Here is a 14,146-nt window from a genome sequence, read left to right as displayed (position 1 = left end):
TGTAACTCAGCTTAGGCCTGAACCACCGGGATCTTGGCGTTGGCTGCCGCTTCGCGGAACTCGGCGATCTGGTCGAAGCTCAGGTAGCGGTATACATCGGCAGCCATGCTGTCGATGTCTTTCGCGTACTGCATGTACTCTTCGACGGTCGGCAGCTTGCCGATGATCGAAGCGACAGCAGCCAGCTCGGCCGATGCCAGGTACACGTTGGTAGCGTCGCCCAGACGGTTCGGGAAGTTACGGGTCGAAGTGGAGACCACGGTCGAACCGGTCTGCACACGCGCCTGGTTACCCATGCACAGCGAGCAGCCTGGCATTTCCATGCGCGCACCGGCCTTGCCGTAGATGCCGTAGTAGCCTTCTTCGGTCAGCTGGTGAGCATCCATCTTGGTTGGCGGAGCCAGCCACAGGCGGGTCGGGATACCGCCCTTGACCTTCTCCAGCAGCTTGCCGGCAGCGCGGAAGTGGCCGATGTTGGTCATGCACGAACCGATGAACACTTCGTCGATCTTCTCGCCCTGTACCGAAGACAGCAGGCGGGCGTCGTCCGGGTCGTTCGGCGCGCAGAGCACGGGCTCTTTGACGTCGGCCAGGTCGATTTCGATGATTTCGGCGTACTCGGCATCGGCGTCGGCCGACAGCAGCTCAGGGTTGGCCAGCCAGGCTTCCATGGCCTGGGCGCGGCGCTCCAGGGTGCGGGCATCGCCGTAGCCTTCGCCGATCATCCAGCGCAGCAGGGTGATGTTGGACGTCAGGTACTCGGCAATGGCCTTCTCTGGCAGCTTGATGGTGCAACCGGCAGCGGAACGCTCGGCCGAGGCGTCGGACAGCTCGAAGGCTTGCTCGACGGTGAGTTCGTCCAGGCCTTCGATTTCCAGGATGCGGCCGGAGAAGGCGTTTTTCTTGCCTTTCTTCTCGACGGTCAGCAGGCCTTTCTGGATGGCGTAGTAAGGGATGGCATGCACCAGGTCACGCAGGGTGATGCCGGGTTGCAGTTTGCCCTTGAAGCGCACCAGGATCGACTCTGGCATGTCCAGCGGCATGACGCCGGTGGCGGCGGCGAAGGCCACCAGGCCGGAACCGGCCGGGAACGAGATGCCGATCGGGAAGCGGGTGTGCGAGTCGCCGCCGGTACCGACGGTGTCAGGCATCAGCATGCGGTTCAGCCAGCTGTGGATGATACCGTCGCCTGGGCGCAACGACACGCCGCCACGGGTGCGGATGAAGTCTGGCAGGGTGTGGTGGGTGGTGACGTCGATCGGCTTCGGATAGGCTGCGGTGTGGCAGAACGACTGCATGACCAGGTCAGCGGAGAAGCCCAGGCACGCCAGGTCTTTCAGCTCGTCGCGGGTCATCGGGCCAGTGGTGTCCTGGGAACCGACGGTGGTCATCTTCGGCTCGCAGTAAGCACCTGGGCGCACGCCCTGGCCTTCTGGCAGGCCACAGGCACGGCCGACCATTTTCTGCGCCAGAGTGAAGCCCTTGCCGGAATCGGCAGGCTGCTCGGGTTTCTTGAACAGGTCGGAAGCACCCAGGCCCAGCTCGGCGCGGGCTTTTTCGGTCAGGCCACGGCCAACGATCAGCGGGATACGGCCGCCAGCGCGGACTTCGTCCAGCAGCACTTCGGTTTTCAGCTCGAAGTTGGTGACCAGTTCGTCGCTGCCGTGACGGCGTACTTCACCTTTGTAAGGGTAAACGTCGATGACGTCGCCCATGCCCAGGTTGGTGCAGTCGAATTCGATCGGCAGGGCGCCGGCGTCTTCCATGGTGTTGTAGAAGATCGGGGCGATCTTGGTGCCGAAGCAGAAGCCACCGGCGCGCTTGTTCGGCACGTACGGAATGTCGTCGCCGAAGAACCACAGTACCGAGTTGGTAGCGGATTTACGCGAGGAGCCGGTACCGACCACGTCACCTACATAGGCAACCGGGAAGCCCTTGGCCTTGACGGCTTCGATCTGTGCCAGCGGGCCGACCGAACCAGGCTGCTGCGGCTCGATGCCGTCGCGGGCCATTTTCAGCATGGCCAGGGCGTGCAGCGGGATGTCAGGGCGCGACCAGGCGTCCGGAGCAGGCGACAGGTCGTCGGTGTTGGTTTCGCCAGGCACCTTGAACACGGTCAGGGTGTACTTCTCGGCGATGGCCGGGCGGGCGGTGAACCACTCGCCGGCAGCCCAGGAGTCCAGCACGGCCTTGGCGTGAGCGTTGCCGGCCTTGGCTTTTTCGGCCACGTCGTGGAAGGCATCGAACATCAGCAGGGTGTGCTTGAGCTGTTCGGCCGCGACGGCGCCCAGTTCGGCGTCATCCAGCAGTGCGACCAGCGTTTCGATGTTGTAGCCGCCCTGCATGGTGCCCAGCAGTTCGGTGGCGTGCTTGCGGTCGATCAGTGGCGACTTGGCTTCGCCCTTGGCAACAGCAGAGAGGAAAGCGGCCTTGACGTAGGCAGCTTCGTCGACCCCTGGCGGTACGCGGTTGGTGATCAGGTCTACGAGGAAGGCTTCTTCGCCGGCCGGCGGGTTTTTCAGCAGCTCGACCAGGCCTGCAGTTTGTTCGGCGTTCAGCGGCTGGGGCACGATACCCAGGGCGGCACGCTCTTCGATGTGTTTGCGGTAGGCTTCAAGCACAGTTATTTCCCTCATCAGTGGTCCCTAAAGGGGGTCCGGGACGCTTATCCAGCATTCAATGCACCCATGCGCTGCGCCGGCTTTGTGGGCCGCCCAGCCAGAGTCGCAAAGAATCCTTACAGAAGCTGCTTTCAAAGTTTTACGCCTGCAGAACGGGGAGCTGATGAGGGCTGGCACGGGCATGCGAGGGGTGCATGGCCCGGGCCAACGCCGTTCTACCGGATTAACTGTGCTCGTGACGCTTTGAAAACAGCTTCCAACGGACATTGTTGCCTTCGAAAAGGCCGGATGATTCTACGGCAAAAAAAGCCCGAAGGTAAGGCGGTGAACATGACTTTAACGAGTGACCCTGGTTAGACAAAGGGCTAACATGGGCCGGTGTTCCACCGCCAAGCTGTTGTTTTTCATGTCCAACAAGTCCATCAAAACCCCTTGCGTCGGCCTGTGCTCCACGGTGTACGGAGACACGGTGTGCCGTGGCTGCAAGCGTTTTCACCACGAAGTGATCAACTGGAACGGCTACGACGACGCGCAGAAGCGTGCGGTGTGGCTGCGCCTTGAGCAGTTGCTGGTACAGGTGATGATGGCCAAGCTGGAAGTGTTCGACAAAAGCCTGTTGCGCCAGCAACTGGAGCAGCGCTCCATCCGCTTTGTCGATCAGCAGTCGGAATATTGCTGGGCTTACCAGCTGATAGCCCGCGGGGCGCGGATGATCCGTGACCTGGAGGCCTACGGCATGGTGTTGCTGCCGGAGTTCCGTGGCTGGGAACTGCCGCAACTGCGCGACGCCATCGATCGCGAGTTCTTCCTGCTTTCAGAAGCGCATTACCAGCGCTACATCGCCCCCAGCTTCCTGCGCGATGCCATGGGCAGCGCGCAGGGCCAGTGAGCAGGGCGAATCAGTCGCCGGTATATTCGCAACCACTGGTGCAGGTTTCGTGGATGCGCACCTTCGACAGCTCTGGCATCAGCGGCTTGACCTGGTCCCAGATCCACTTGGCGATCACTTCGCTGGTCGGGTTTTCCAGGCCAGGGATGTCGTTCAGGTAATTGTGGTCCAGTTGCTCGTAAATGGGCTTGAAGATCGCCTTGACCTCGGCGAAGTCGCGGATCCAGCCCGTGTGCGGGTCGAGCGGGCCGGTCAGGTGCAGGCCGACCTTGAACGAGTGGCCATGCAGGCGGCCGCATTTGTGCCCTTCAGGGACGTGGGGCAGGCGATGGGCCGATTCGAATGTGAATTCCTTGAAAATTTCCACGCTGTCATAACTCTGTGTGAATCAATAATGCGCGCAGTCTACCAGCATGGCCGTTACAAGGCTTGCAGGCGTTCATGCAGCCGCCCGGTGGCGACCAGCTCCAGCAGCTCGTCGCCCAGGCGCTGGCTTTCAGCGATGGCCTTGTACCAATAGCGCTTGCGGCCTGGTGCATCGCCCAGGAAGCGCTTGAAGTCGTTGCGGTCGGGCAGCTTGCCGTAGGGCAGGGCGGCCAGGTACTGCGGCGAAGGGGTCATCAGCAGCACGTTCTGCAGGCGGGTGGCATCGCCCTTGCGCCAAGGCAAGGCTTTGTCGAACCAGCCCGGTACCACCTTGTCGGTGAAGTGCGGGTACAGCACCAGATCGTCGCCACGGTAGGGCAGGTCGAGGTGGTAGTCGAGCAGGCCGCCGTCGCGGTAGGTGCCGGCGCCAGCGCCGGGAATGTCTTTCACGCCGTGCATGACCATGGGGATCGAGCCCGAGGCCAGCAGGGCGTGGCGCAGGTTGGTCAGGTCCAGCGGCAGGTAGCGTGAGGGGAAGTCGGTCAGTGCGTCGAGCGGCGGCGCGGCGCGCCCGTCATGCAGGATGATGCGCTCGAAGTGGCGCGCCAGCCGCGAACGGCCAAGCAGGTTGCTGGCAACTACCGAGCCCAGGCCCAGGCCCAGCCGGCCGCGATGGTCGTGGGCAAGCTGGCCGTGGCTTTTCACTACCAGGATATTCAGGTGATAGTGCGGGTTGGCCAGCAGTTGGGCGTCACGGCCCTGCAGCAGGTCGTCGAGCATGCGTTGGCAACTGTGGCTGATTTCGGCCGGGGTGGCGCCCTTGGCAAAATCCAGTTCGGTGTACAGCTCGCCCAGCCGACGGATACCGGCGATGGGGTCCTCGAGGCAGGCGCTGGCGAAGCGCCAGGCACCGATCGAAGCGCCTATCAGGGCGCGCTGGCGGGGTGCCGAAGGCAGCCACTCGCCGAACAGTGCCAGGTCCAGCCCCTGGATACCCAGCGGCTTGGGCCCACCGGCTGCACCCGGCAGCACCCCGACATCGGCGGCCTGCAGGCCGCGCTCGCGGATGTGTTGCAGGGCACGCTGGCCGGCCTTGAAGGTGAGGGCAGGGTACTTGATGTGGATGGCGCTCATGACGGATCTCTCGGGCATGTCGGTGCGAAAGGGCCGTCATAGCCTACACAACTGGCTGCACCAGCTGCAGACCGAGTCTGTCTGAAGGTGTAACTGCGCTATCATGCCGCCAGCTGTTTTCAGGTTCAATTAAGGACCGGTGGTTAGTCTTGATTGCGTAGACAACTTACACAGTTCTCAGGAGAGAAGAACGATGAAAACCTTGACTGCCCTGTTCGCCGCCACCGCCCTCGCCCTGGGTGCCAATGCTGCTTTCGCCAAGGATGTACAGCCTGACGAAGTGGTCAAGCTGGTCAACGCCAAGACCATCAAGTCGCTGGATGAGCTTAAAGCCGCCGCCGTGGCCAAGCACCCCGGCGCCACCGTCACCGACTCTGAGCTGGAAAACGAATACGGTCGCTACATCTACAAGGTAGAGATGCGTGACACCCAGAACGTCGAATGGGACGTCGACCTGGACGCCAAGACCGGTGAAGTGCTGAAGGACGAGCGGGACAGCTGATGATTCACTTACCGCGGCCAGCGCGCTACCTCGCGCTGGCGCTGTTGGCCGTATGCTCTCTGGCCGCTGCCCGCGACCTTGACCAGGACGAAGCCCTGAAGCTTCGCCAGAAGGGCGTCATCCTGCCGCTTGAGCAATTGCTGGAAACCGCCTTGGGGCGTTACCCCGGGGCGCGCCTGCTGGAAGCCGAGCTGGAAGAAGACGACGATCGCTACGAATATGAAGTCGAGCTGCTGACGGCTGAAGGTGTGGTGCGCGAGATCAAGCTCGATGCCAGCACCGGTGCCCTGCTCAAAGACGAGGAAGACGACTGAATGCGCCTGTTGCTTGTCGAGGACAACGTCCCGCTGGCCGACGAACTGACTGCTGGCCTGCAGCGCCAGGGCTATGCCGTGGACTGGCTGGCCGACGGCCGAGACGCGGTTTACCAGGGCCAAATCGAACCCTACGACCTGATCATTCTCGACCTTGGCCTGCCTGGCTTGCCGGGCCTGGACGTACTGGCCCAGTGGCGCGCTGCCGGCCTGGCCACCCCGGTGCTGATCCTCACCGCCCGTGGCTCCTGGGCCGAGCGCATCGAAGGGTTGAAGGCCGGGGCCGATGACTACCTGAGCAAACCGTTTCACCCGGAGGAGCTGCAATTGCGTATCCAGGCGTTGCTGCGGCGTGCCCGGGGCCTGGCCAACCAGCCGAAACTGGAGGCGGCCGGGCTGCACCTGGATGAAAGCCGTCAGTGCGTGAGCCGTGATGGCGTGGATGTGCAGCTGACTGCTGCGGAGTTCCGGCTGCTGCGTTACTTCATGCTGCACCCGCAGCAGATCCTGTCCAAGAGCCACTTGGCCGAGCACCTTTACGATGGTGAAACCGAGCGTGACTCCAACGTGTTGGAAGTGCACGTCAATCACTTGCGGCGCAAGCTGGGCCGTAGCGTGATCGAGACCCGTCGCGGGCAGGGCTATATCTATGCCGGGAGCGCTGAGTGAAGTCGATCCAGGCCCGCCTGAGCCTTGGCCTGGTGGCGGTGCTGGTGGTGGTGGGCGTGGTGCTGGCGCAACTGACTTTGTGGCTGTTCGAAGCTGGCCTGCAGCGCTACCTGGAAAACGGCCTGCGCAAGGAAAGCGAGAACCTGCTGGTGGCATTGGTGCGTGGCCCGTCCGGCCTGCAGCTGGATGAGCGCCGTATTTCGGCTGCCTACCAGCGGCCCTTTTCCGGTTACTACTTCCGCATCGATTTCGACAAAGGTACCTGGAGGTCCCGTTCGCTGTGGGATCTGGACATGCCGAAACCTTCGGCGCCCGGGCTCTCCGACAGTCATGAACTCGGCCCGGAAGGCCAGCAACTGTTGGCCCTGCGCGCCGACTACCGGCGCCTGGGCCAGGACATCTCGATCAGCGTGGCGCAGGACTATTCGCCGGTGCGCGAAGGCTTCCGGCGCTTGCAGCAGATCGGCCTGGGCATGGGGTTGGTGGCCCTGATCCTGGTCCTGGTGCTGCAGCGCATCACGGTTACCCGCTCGCTGCGGCCGCTGGAGCGGGCACGCCAGCAAATCGCCCAACTGCAGCAGGGCCAGCGCTCGCAGCTGGATGAGGAGGTGCCCAGCGAATTGGCGCCACTGGTGGGGCAGGTCAACCACCTACTCAGCCATACCGAAGATAGCCTGCGCCGTTCGCGCAATGCCTTGGGCAACCTGGGGCATGCGCTGAAGACGCCGTTGGCAGTGCTGCTGAGCCTGGCCTCCAGCGAGCGTCTGAAGGATTTGCCCGAAGTCCGCGCGCAGATGCGCGAGCAGCTGGAGCAGATTCAGCAGCGGCTGGCGCGCGAGCTGAACCGTGCGCGGCTGGCGGGTGACGCGTTGCCAGGCGCGCAGTTCGATTGTGACGCCGAGCTACCGGGGTTGCTGGGCACGTTGGGCATGATTCACGGAGAAGGCCTGCTGTTGGCAAGTGATGTGCCGCCCGGGCTGTTATTGCCATGGGACCGTGAAGACTTCCTGGAGCTGCTGGGCAACCTGCTGGATAACGCCTGCAAGTGGGCTGACAGCGAGGTGCGACTGGGTATTGCGCCTAGTGCCGAGGGTTATCAGCTGTGGGTCGATGACGACGGTCCCGGCATCCCTGAGGGCCAGCGCCAGCAAGTGCTGGAGCGTGGTTCGCGGTTGGACGAGCAGGTGGACGGGCATGGCCTGGGCTTGGGCATCGTGCGCGATATCGTCGACGCCTGGGGCGGGCAACTGGCCTTGGAAGAGAGCCCGCTGGGCGGATTGCGCGTGAGCATTGACCTGCCGCGCAAGGCCCGGTAATGCAGGGGCCGCTGTGCGGCCCATCGCGACACAAGGCCGCGCAGCGCCCCTTTGGCCCTATCAGTACTGCAAAAAAATTGCAGTACAGCCGCAGTTTTTTGAATTAGCCCAATTTCCCTCCACCCGGCAAAATCCCCCTCACGAAACCCTGCGGTTTCCATCTCTCCACGGACGGAGCCCCTTGTGGTATTGCACGCGCAATACGAGGCCCAGGCCAGCTCGGCTGGGCTTTCTTTTTAATCAGAAATAGCAAAGATCCCGATTACCTAAATGTCTGCCTCGCGTTCCGAAAACCGTCTGCAGCGCCTGTTGCCGGCGCCTCTGAATACCCCTGCAAAAGAATGGTTGCGTGCCGGTATCGGTGCGGTGTTCGGTTTGTTCCTTGCGGGCTGGCTGACCAGCATGGCCTACGGTCCCGACATCGCCTTGCACCTGCTGGGCCCGCTGGCTGCCTCGGCAGTGCTGGTATTCGCCGTGCATTCCGGTCCATTGGCCCAACCTTGGCCGGTGCTGGGTAGCTACGCGCTGGCTGGCGCGGTCGGCCTGGCCCTGCGCCAAGGCTTTGGCCCGGAACTGTGGGTGGCCGCTGCGGCCCTGGGTATCTCGATCCTGGTCATGTGCCTGCTGCGCTGCCTGCACCCGCCGGGTGGCGGGGTGGCGGTGAGTGCAGTGCTGGCCGACACAGGGCTGACCGCCATGGGTGATCACCTGCTTGAGCCGATCCTGCTCAATGCACTGATCCTGGTGAGCGTGGCGGTGCTCTACAACCGCCTCACCGGGGTGCGCTACCCGAAAGGCGTCGCGGTACGCAAAGACTCGCACCACACCCACGACCGACAGCCCAGTGAACGGGTCGGCATCCGTGGCGAGGACCTGGACCAGGCCCTCGAAGAGTTGGGTGAGTTCGTCGACGTTACCCGTGACGAGCTGGAGCGCATCCTCCTGGCCACCGAGCAGCACGCCCTGCAGCGCAGCCTTGGCGGTATTACCGCGGCCTCGGTAATGTCGCGCGATGTTCAGTTTGCCACGCCCCAGACTACCCTCGAGCAGGCCTGGAAAATGCTGGCCAGCCACCACCTGAAAACCCTGCCGGTGTTGCAACAGGGCAGGCTGGTGGGCATCGTCAGCCTTAGCGACCTGGTGGGCCCGGCGATGCAGCATGGCCGCTTCAGCTGGCGGGGGCTGTTCGGCCGCAAGGCGGTACGCATGGAGCAGGTGATGAGCCGGCGGGTGGTCAGTGTCAGCAGTCAGCACCCGCTTGAGTGCTTGCTGCCGTTGCTGTGCGAGCAAGGTCTGCACTGCCTGCCGGTGCTCGATGGCGACCAGTTGGTGGGGGTAATCACCCAGACCGACCTCATCGCCGGCCTCAAGCGGCAACTGCTCAGCAAAGCCGTGGCCTCAGATAACCGGGTCCCAGCGTTGTGACCAGTCGCTGGCGCCGGCGGCGACCAGCCGGCGCAGGATGGCGAAGGCCTGTTGCAGGGCCTCGCTGTCGCGCTTGCGTGGGTATACCAGAAAGGTCGGGTAGGTGAATTCCGGTGCCTGCGGTACCCGCTCGAACACGCCACTGTCCAGGTAAGCCTGCACCACCCGCGTACGAAAATAACCGCTGCCGCCCTGATCGAGGATGAACTGCAAGGCCAGTGGGCCCAGGTTGAAGCTGAGCGCCGGGCGGGCGCAGTCGGGCAGGGCGGCATCGTGCTGGCGGCGGAAGGCCTCGCCCCAGTCGATGTAGACATAGGGCTCTGGCCGGTCGACCCGGCGCACGCGGATCAGCTTCTCTTCCATCAACTGTTCCACCTGCAGGCCCGGCCCGTAGGTCGGCTGGTACACCAGCGCAGCGTCCAGCAAACCCATCTCGACCTTGCGCAGCAGCGACTCGCCGTCGCTCACCTCGCTGCGGATGGCATGGCTGGGCAGCTCACGGTGCAGGGCGCTGACCCAGTCGAGCAGCATCGGGTTGCCCAGGCTCACTTCTCCCCCCACATGCAGCACTTGCTGGCAGCCCTCAGGTAGCGGCAGGTCACGTCGCGCCGCTTCCCAGGTTTGTACCAGCTGGTTGGCATAACTGACGAATGCCTCGCCATCGCTGGTCAGGCTGGCGCCGTTGCGGCTGCGCACGAACAGCTGGCAGCCCAGTTGCTGCTCCAGGCGCTGAACCCTGGCGGTTATGGCCGTTTGTGACACGAACAGGCGTTCGGCGGCGGCGACCAGGCTGCCGCAACGCACGATTTCCAGGAAGGTTCGGGCCTGATCGATGTCCATGGGCTGCTCGGTGGCTGAGGGTGGCCTATTCTAGAGGCTTTGCACCGTTATGGGGCGTTTTTGCGTTGTCTGCAAATTTGCAGGTCGGTTGTGACTTTAGTCCCCTGGCGGCGCGGGTGTAGCGGTCCATACTCAGGGTTCGCCCTTCAATAACAACAAGTACCGGGTTCCCTTCGATATGAGCTATCAGCACAGCTACGCCCATTCCATTTCCGACCCTGCCGCTTTCTGGGCGGAACAGGCCGCGCACCTGGCCTGGCACCGCAAGCCTGCCGTCATCCTGCAAGACAACCCCGACGGTACCCACCGCTGGTTCGCCGACGGCCGCCTGAACAGTTGCTACCTGGCCCTCGATCACCAGATCGAGCAGGGCCGTGGCGAGCAGTTGGCGCTGGTCTACGATTCGCCAGTCACCGGCGTGCAGCAGGCCTACACCTACAACCAGCTGCGCGATGAAGTGGCGCAACTGGCCGGTTTGCTGCGCCAGCTAGGGGTGACAAAGGGCGACGGGGTGATCATCTATATGCCCATGGTGCCGCAAGCGGCCATGGCCATGCTGGCCTGCGCGCGGATCGGTGCAGTGCATTCGGTGGTGTTCGGCGGCTTTGCCGCCAACGAGCTGGCTTTGCGCATCGATGACGCCCGGCCCACGCTGCTGTTGACGGCATCTTGCGGGCTGGAATTCGACAAGGTGATTGCCTATAAGCCGCTGGTCGACCGCGCCCTGCAGCTGGCCCGGCACCAGCCGCGCAATGTGCTGGTGCTGCAACGACCGCAGGCGCAGGCTGCACTGCACCCAGGCCGCGACCTGGACTGGCAGGCAGCGTTGGCCGGCGCCCAGCCGGTGGCACCGGTCGAGCTGGATGCCGGCGACCCGCTGTACATCATGTACACCTCGGGTACCACCGGCAAACCCAAGGGCATCGTCCGGGAAAATGGCGGCAATGCCGTGGCGCTGTGCTATGCCATGCGCCATATCTATGGCATGCAGGCCGGCGACGTGTGGTGGGGCATTTCCGATGTAGGGTGGGTGGTCGGCCATTCGCTGATCGTCTATGGGCCGCTGATGAGCGGCTGCACCACCGTGTTTTACGAAGGCAAGCCGATCCGCACCCCGGATGCTTCGGCCTACTGGCGGGTGGTGGAGCAGTACAAGGTCAACGCGCTGTTCTGTGCGCCTACCGCCATGCGTGCCATCCGCAAGGAAGATCCGGAGGGCGAGTTGATCCGCAGGCACGACCTCAGCTCGCTGCGCCAGCTGTTCCTGGCGGGTGAGAAGCTCGATTCCAGCACCCATGAATGGCTGGAGCGGGTCACTGGCAAACCGGTGCACGACCACTGGTGGCAGACCGAGACCGGCTGGCCGGTCACCGCGCCCTGTGTGGGGCTGGAAGGCAGTGCGGCGAAGCCGGGCTCAAGCAACCGGGCGGTGCCGGGTTATCACGTGCGTGTGCTGGATGACGAGGGCCACTTGCTGGGCCCCAACCACCAGGGCTCGATCGTCATTGCCTTGCCACTGCCGCCTGGGTGCAGCCAGACCCTGTGGGGCGACCACGAGCGTTACTTGCAGGCTTACCTGCGCACCTACCCGGGGTATTACCACACGGGCGACGGCGGCTTTCTGGATGATGACGGTTTTGTCTACATCATGGGGCGCACGGATGACGTGATCAACGTGTCCGGGCACCGGCTGTCTACCGGCGAAATGGAGGACCTGGTGGCCTGCCACCCGGCAGTGGCCGAGTGTGCGGTGATTGGCGTTCATGATGAAATCAAGGGGCAAGTGCCGTTGGCGCTGGTTGTCCTCAAGGACGGCGAGGGCATTGCCGAGGCGCAGTTGCTGGTGGACCTGGTGGGTAGCGTGCGCGAGTCGATTGGCCCGCTGGCCTGTTTCAACCGGGTTCGGCTGGTGAAGCGGCTGCCCAAGACCCGCTCGGGGAAAATCTTGCGCGCGGTGCTGCGCAAGATTGCCGATGGGCAGGATTACGTACCGCCTTCTACCCTGGACGACCCGGCGGTGCTTGGGGAGATCGAGGCGGTGCTGGCGGATTTGCCCAGGGCGGGTTGATGCTTGACCTCAGGGCCTCATCGCCGGCAAGCCAGCCCCCACAGGTTGGTCACAGACCCTGAAGCCTGCGCGGTACCTGTGGGAGCCGGCTTGCCGGCGATGAGGCCGGTGCGGGCAATTCAGGTCTAGGGGGCTACCTGGTGCAGTTGCCCCAGCCGGCTGCGGGTACGCATCAGGTCGGCGAGTGGGCCGCCCAGGCTCTCTTCCAGCGGCCGTTTGCCAATCACCGTCACCTGTCGGTCCTGGTCATACAACACATCCACCAGGTTGACGAAGCGCTGCTGGGCCGCCAGCGAGCACTGCGCCAGGTCATCCAGCCCATCGATGATCCATTCATCGTACTGCTGCGCCAGCGCCAGGTAGTCGATCACCGCGGTGGCTTTTTCACACAAATCGTCAAAGCCAAGTACCACCCGCCGGCCATCGATAGCCAGCGCACGCAGCGGGCGTTTGTTCACTTCAAGCATGACCGGCTGCTCGTGCGGCACGCTCAGCACCTGGAGCTGTGCTGCCGTCCCTGGCCATACATAGTGGCCCTGGGTAAACCGCTGGTGCTCGCGATTGGCTGGCAAGCTACGGAAGTCGGTGTCGCCACCCACCTCCAGCACTTGCATGCGCCCGTTGATCAGTCGGATTACCGGCAGGAAGCGCTCGTGGTACAGCGGGTTGGGCAATAGCCCTTCGGGCGCATAGTTGGAGGTCACCAGCAGGAACACGCCGCGGGCGAACAGCGCGTTGAACAAGCGGGTAAGCAGCATGGCATCGCCGATGTCATGCACGTGAAATTCGTCGAAGCACAACACCTGGCAGCCGCCCACCAGTTCGTCGAGGGTCGCGCCCAACGCATCGTCCAGGGCTCGATGGCGGTGCATGCCCTGATGAAGGCGGGCAAAGAAGTCATGAAAATGCAGGCGGCGCTTGGCCTCGACCGGCACCGCCTGGAAGAAGCCGTCCAGTAGCCAGCTCTTGCCGCGCCCCACCGCCCCATAGAGGTACAGGCTGCGGGGCTGGCCGTGTTCAAGCAGTACCAGTTGTTCGGCCATGCAGTGGATCACCTGTCGCTGGCCGTCACTGAGCTGGTAACCCCGGCTTCGGGCTTTGTCCTCGAACCCGTCAAGCAGTTCGCTCTGGTTGACGGGGGCGCCGCGCAGGCGCTGGCCAAGCTGGCGCAGTGGGGCAGGGATCCAGGCAGACACAGGCAACGCTCCTTGGGCGATGGCGGGGCAGCGTGCAGCTTGCCCGAGGGCGGCCGTTTTGACTAATACAGAAAGTGACCGGCAATGATCACTTCATGCGATAGGTCGGGCCGCACACCCGCTTTGCCTAGCCCTTGCGCTCCAGCTGGCGCTCGATCATGTACTTCACTGCCAGGCGGCGCTCCTTGAGGTGGCGCAGGTCTTCGTCGACGAAGTTGCCCGCCGAGATCGATTCGGCGGCCAGTACCTGGTTGTCGATGTCCACATACTCGTCCAGCAGCCGGTCAAGCGCCTTGTCCTGCTGGCGGCGTTGCTGGACGATTTCACGCGGGTAGTGCAGGTCCTGGTAGAGGTCGTGGGAGACAGGCATGAGGTCCTCCTTGGTCAATGCAATGGGCTTATCTGATTGGAAGGGAGGAATGCGATTGTGTTGAAGCGAAGCGGAAGGAAAGCGACGGATGGTCGTTCTCGCACCACTGAAATGACTAACCCGCTGTTTTTTGGTAATTTTTTTTCATCAGGGGGTTCACAGACCGAAAGTTTGTTGTTAAAGTGCCGCGCATTCCAAGACAACAACCCAGTTGTCACTCAGTTGGAATTGTCAGAGCAGCGAATGCTGCATCCGATACAGGGGCGTCGCCAAGCGGTAAGGCAGCAGGTTTTGATCCTGCCATGCGTTGGTTCGAATCCAGCCGCCCCTGCCATTTTTCAGATTAAAACGTATTTCACCCGATGCTTAGAAAAATAGGCGCTGGGTTTTGTCGTTTCCGCAGTTTTCTCATCGATCCGCAGTCCCTGCAGAAGCG

At 63.2% G+C, this 14,146-nt stretch carries 13 protein-coding genes and 1 tRNA gene; 8 read left to right on the top strand and 6 right to left on the bottom strand.

The genetic code is table 11. The annotated features are described in order from the left end of the window. Positions 1-11 precede the first annotated feature (11 nt). Positions 12-2,621 (bottom strand): bifunctional aconitate hydratase 2/2-methylisocitrate dehydratase, encoded by a 2,610-nt coding sequence (acnB, locus tag J3A71_RS19485; protein ID WP_016485917.1) that lies wholly within the window; start codon positions 2,619-2,621, stop codon positions 12-14. A 406-nt stretch (positions 2,622-3,027) separates the two neighbouring features. Here acnB and J3A71_RS19480 point away from each other — a divergent pair, with 406 nt between their 5' ends. Continuing rightward, entirely contained in the window at positions 3,028-3,510 is a 483-nt protein-coding gene (locus J3A71_RS19480; RefSeq protein WP_161775554.1) for a DUF1289 domain-containing protein, read from the top strand. A 10-nt stretch (positions 3,511-3,520) separates the two neighbouring features. Here the strand turns inward: J3A71_RS19480 and queD are convergent, their stop codons facing one another. Further along, the gene (queD, locus tag J3A71_RS19475) at positions 3,521-3,877 is read right to left on the bottom strand and encodes a 6-carboxytetrahydropterin synthase QueD (protein ID WP_012271598.1); all 357 of its coding nucleotides are present in this window, start codon (positions 3,875-3,877) and stop codon (positions 3,521-3,523) included. A gap of 53 nt (positions 3,878-3,930) precedes the next feature. Beyond that, positions 3,931-5,010 carry a patatin-like phospholipase family protein gene (locus J3A71_RS19470; RefSeq protein WP_016485919.1) on the bottom strand — a complete coding sequence of 360 codons (1,080 nt, stop codon included), beginning with the start codon at positions 5,008-5,010 and terminating at the stop codon, positions 3,931-3,933. Between the two features lie 193 nt (positions 5,011-5,203). Between J3A71_RS19470 and J3A71_RS19465 the strand changes: the two genes are divergently transcribed. The 5 genes from J3A71_RS19465 (at position 5,204) to J3A71_RS19445 (ending at position 9,236) form a co-directional block, all read left to right on the top strand. Then, positions 5,204-5,512: a PepSY domain-containing protein gene (locus J3A71_RS19465; protein WP_016485920.1), complete on the top strand. Its 309-nt coding sequence runs from the start codon at positions 5,204-5,206 to the stop codon at positions 5,510-5,512. Beyond that, positions 5,512-5,826, top strand: coding sequence for a PepSY domain-containing protein (locus J3A71_RS19460; RefSeq protein ID WP_016485921.1), 315 nt, complete (start codon positions 5,512-5,514; stop codon positions 5,824-5,826). Before J3A71_RS19465 ends, J3A71_RS19460 begins: the two co-directional genes overlap by 1 nt. Next, on the top strand, positions 5,827-6,495 hold the full coding sequence (locus J3A71_RS19455) for a response regulator transcription factor (protein ID WP_209953105.1): 669 nt from the start codon (positions 5,827-5,829) through the stop codon (positions 6,493-6,495). After that, positions 6,492-7,811 (top strand): sensor histidine kinase, encoded by a 1,320-nt coding sequence (locus J3A71_RS19450; protein ID WP_016485923.1) that lies wholly within the window; start codon positions 6,492-6,494, stop codon positions 7,809-7,811. The genes J3A71_RS19455 and J3A71_RS19450 overlap by 4 nt, the downstream gene beginning before the upstream one ends. 270 nt (positions 7,812-8,081) lie before the next feature. Further along, positions 8,082-9,236, top strand: a complete 1,155-nt coding sequence (locus J3A71_RS19445; RefSeq protein WP_095114807.1) for an HPP family protein — start codon at positions 8,082-8,084, stop codon at positions 9,234-9,236. On the opposite strand, the gene J3A71_RS19440 is transcribed toward J3A71_RS19445, so the two are convergent. After that, a complete protein-coding gene (locus J3A71_RS19440; protein WP_023049247.1) occupies positions 9,210-10,076 on the bottom strand; it encodes a LysR family transcriptional regulator in 867 nt (288 codons plus the stop codon). The two genes, J3A71_RS19445 and J3A71_RS19440, sit on opposite strands and share 27 nt — an antisense overlap. A 178-nt stretch (positions 10,077-10,254) precedes the next feature. On the opposite strand from J3A71_RS19440, the gene J3A71_RS19435 reads away from it, so the two are divergent. Continuing rightward, on the top strand, positions 10,255-12,144 hold the full coding sequence (locus J3A71_RS19435) for a propionyl-CoA synthetase (RefSeq protein WP_070086769.1): 1,890 nt from the start codon (positions 10,255-10,257) through the stop codon (positions 12,142-12,144). Between the two features lie 125 nt (positions 12,145-12,269). On the opposite strand, the gene zapE is transcribed toward J3A71_RS19435, so the two are convergent. Both zapE and J3A71_RS19425 read right to left on the bottom strand, forming a co-directional pair. Continuing rightward, a complete protein-coding gene (gene zapE / locus J3A71_RS19430) occupies positions 12,270-13,340 on the bottom strand; it encodes a cell division protein ZapE (protein ID WP_096425870.1) in 1,071 nt (356 codons plus the stop codon). A gap of 127 nt (positions 13,341-13,467) precedes the next feature. Further along, the gene (locus tag J3A71_RS19425; RefSeq protein WP_016485928.1) at positions 13,468-13,710 is read right to left on the bottom strand and encodes a hypothetical protein; all 243 of its coding nucleotides are present in this window, start codon (positions 13,708-13,710) and stop codon (positions 13,468-13,470) included. Between the two features lie 259 nt (positions 13,711-13,969). On the opposite strand from J3A71_RS19425, the gene J3A71_RS19420 reads away from it, so the two are divergent. Next, a tRNA-Gln gene (locus J3A71_RS19420) sits at positions 13,970-14,044 on the top strand. Positions 14,045-14,146: the final 102 nt, after the last annotated feature.

Origin of the sequence: Pseudomonas sp. PvP089 (genome assembly GCF_017875165.1) — a bacterium.
In the GTDB taxonomy this organism is placed as follows: Bacteria; Pseudomonadota; Gammaproteobacteria; order Pseudomonadales; family Pseudomonadaceae; genus Aquipseudomonas; species Aquipseudomonas fortuita.
This window is presented reverse-complemented; position numbering and strand designations above follow the sequence as displayed.

Coding starts and splice junctions, on each gene's coding strand:
- J3A71_RS19460 (WP_016485921.1), top strand. CDS start 5,512: ATGATTCACTTACCGCGGCCAGCGCGCTACCTCGCGCTGGCGCTGTTG.
- J3A71_RS19470 (WP_016485919.1), bottom strand. CDS start 5,010: ATGAGCGCCATCCACATCAAGTACCCTGCCCTCACCTTCAAGGCCGGC.
- J3A71_RS19445 (WP_095114807.1), top strand. CDS start 8,082: ATGTCTGCCTCGCGTTCCGAAAACCGTCTGCAGCGCCTGTTGCCGGCG.
- J3A71_RS19455 (WP_209953105.1), top strand. CDS start 5,827: ATGCGCCTGTTGCTTGTCGAGGACAACGTCCCGCTGGCCGACGAACTG.
- J3A71_RS19435 (WP_070086769.1), top strand. CDS start 10,255: ATGAGCTATCAGCACAGCTACGCCCATTCCATTTCCGACCCTGCCGCT.
- J3A71_RS19425 (WP_016485928.1), bottom strand. CDS start 13,710: ATGCCTGTCTCCCACGACCTCTACCAGGACCTGCACTACCCGCGTGAA.
- J3A71_RS19465 (WP_016485920.1), top strand. CDS start 5,204: ATGAAAACCTTGACTGCCCTGTTCGCCGCCACCGCCCTCGCCCTGGGT.
- J3A71_RS19480 (WP_161775554.1), top strand. CDS start 3,028: ATGTCCAACAAGTCCATCAAAACCCCTTGCGTCGGCCTGTGCTCCACG.
- J3A71_RS19440 (WP_023049247.1), bottom strand. CDS start 10,076: ATGGACATCGATCAGGCCCGAACCTTCCTGGAAATCGTGCGTTGCGGC.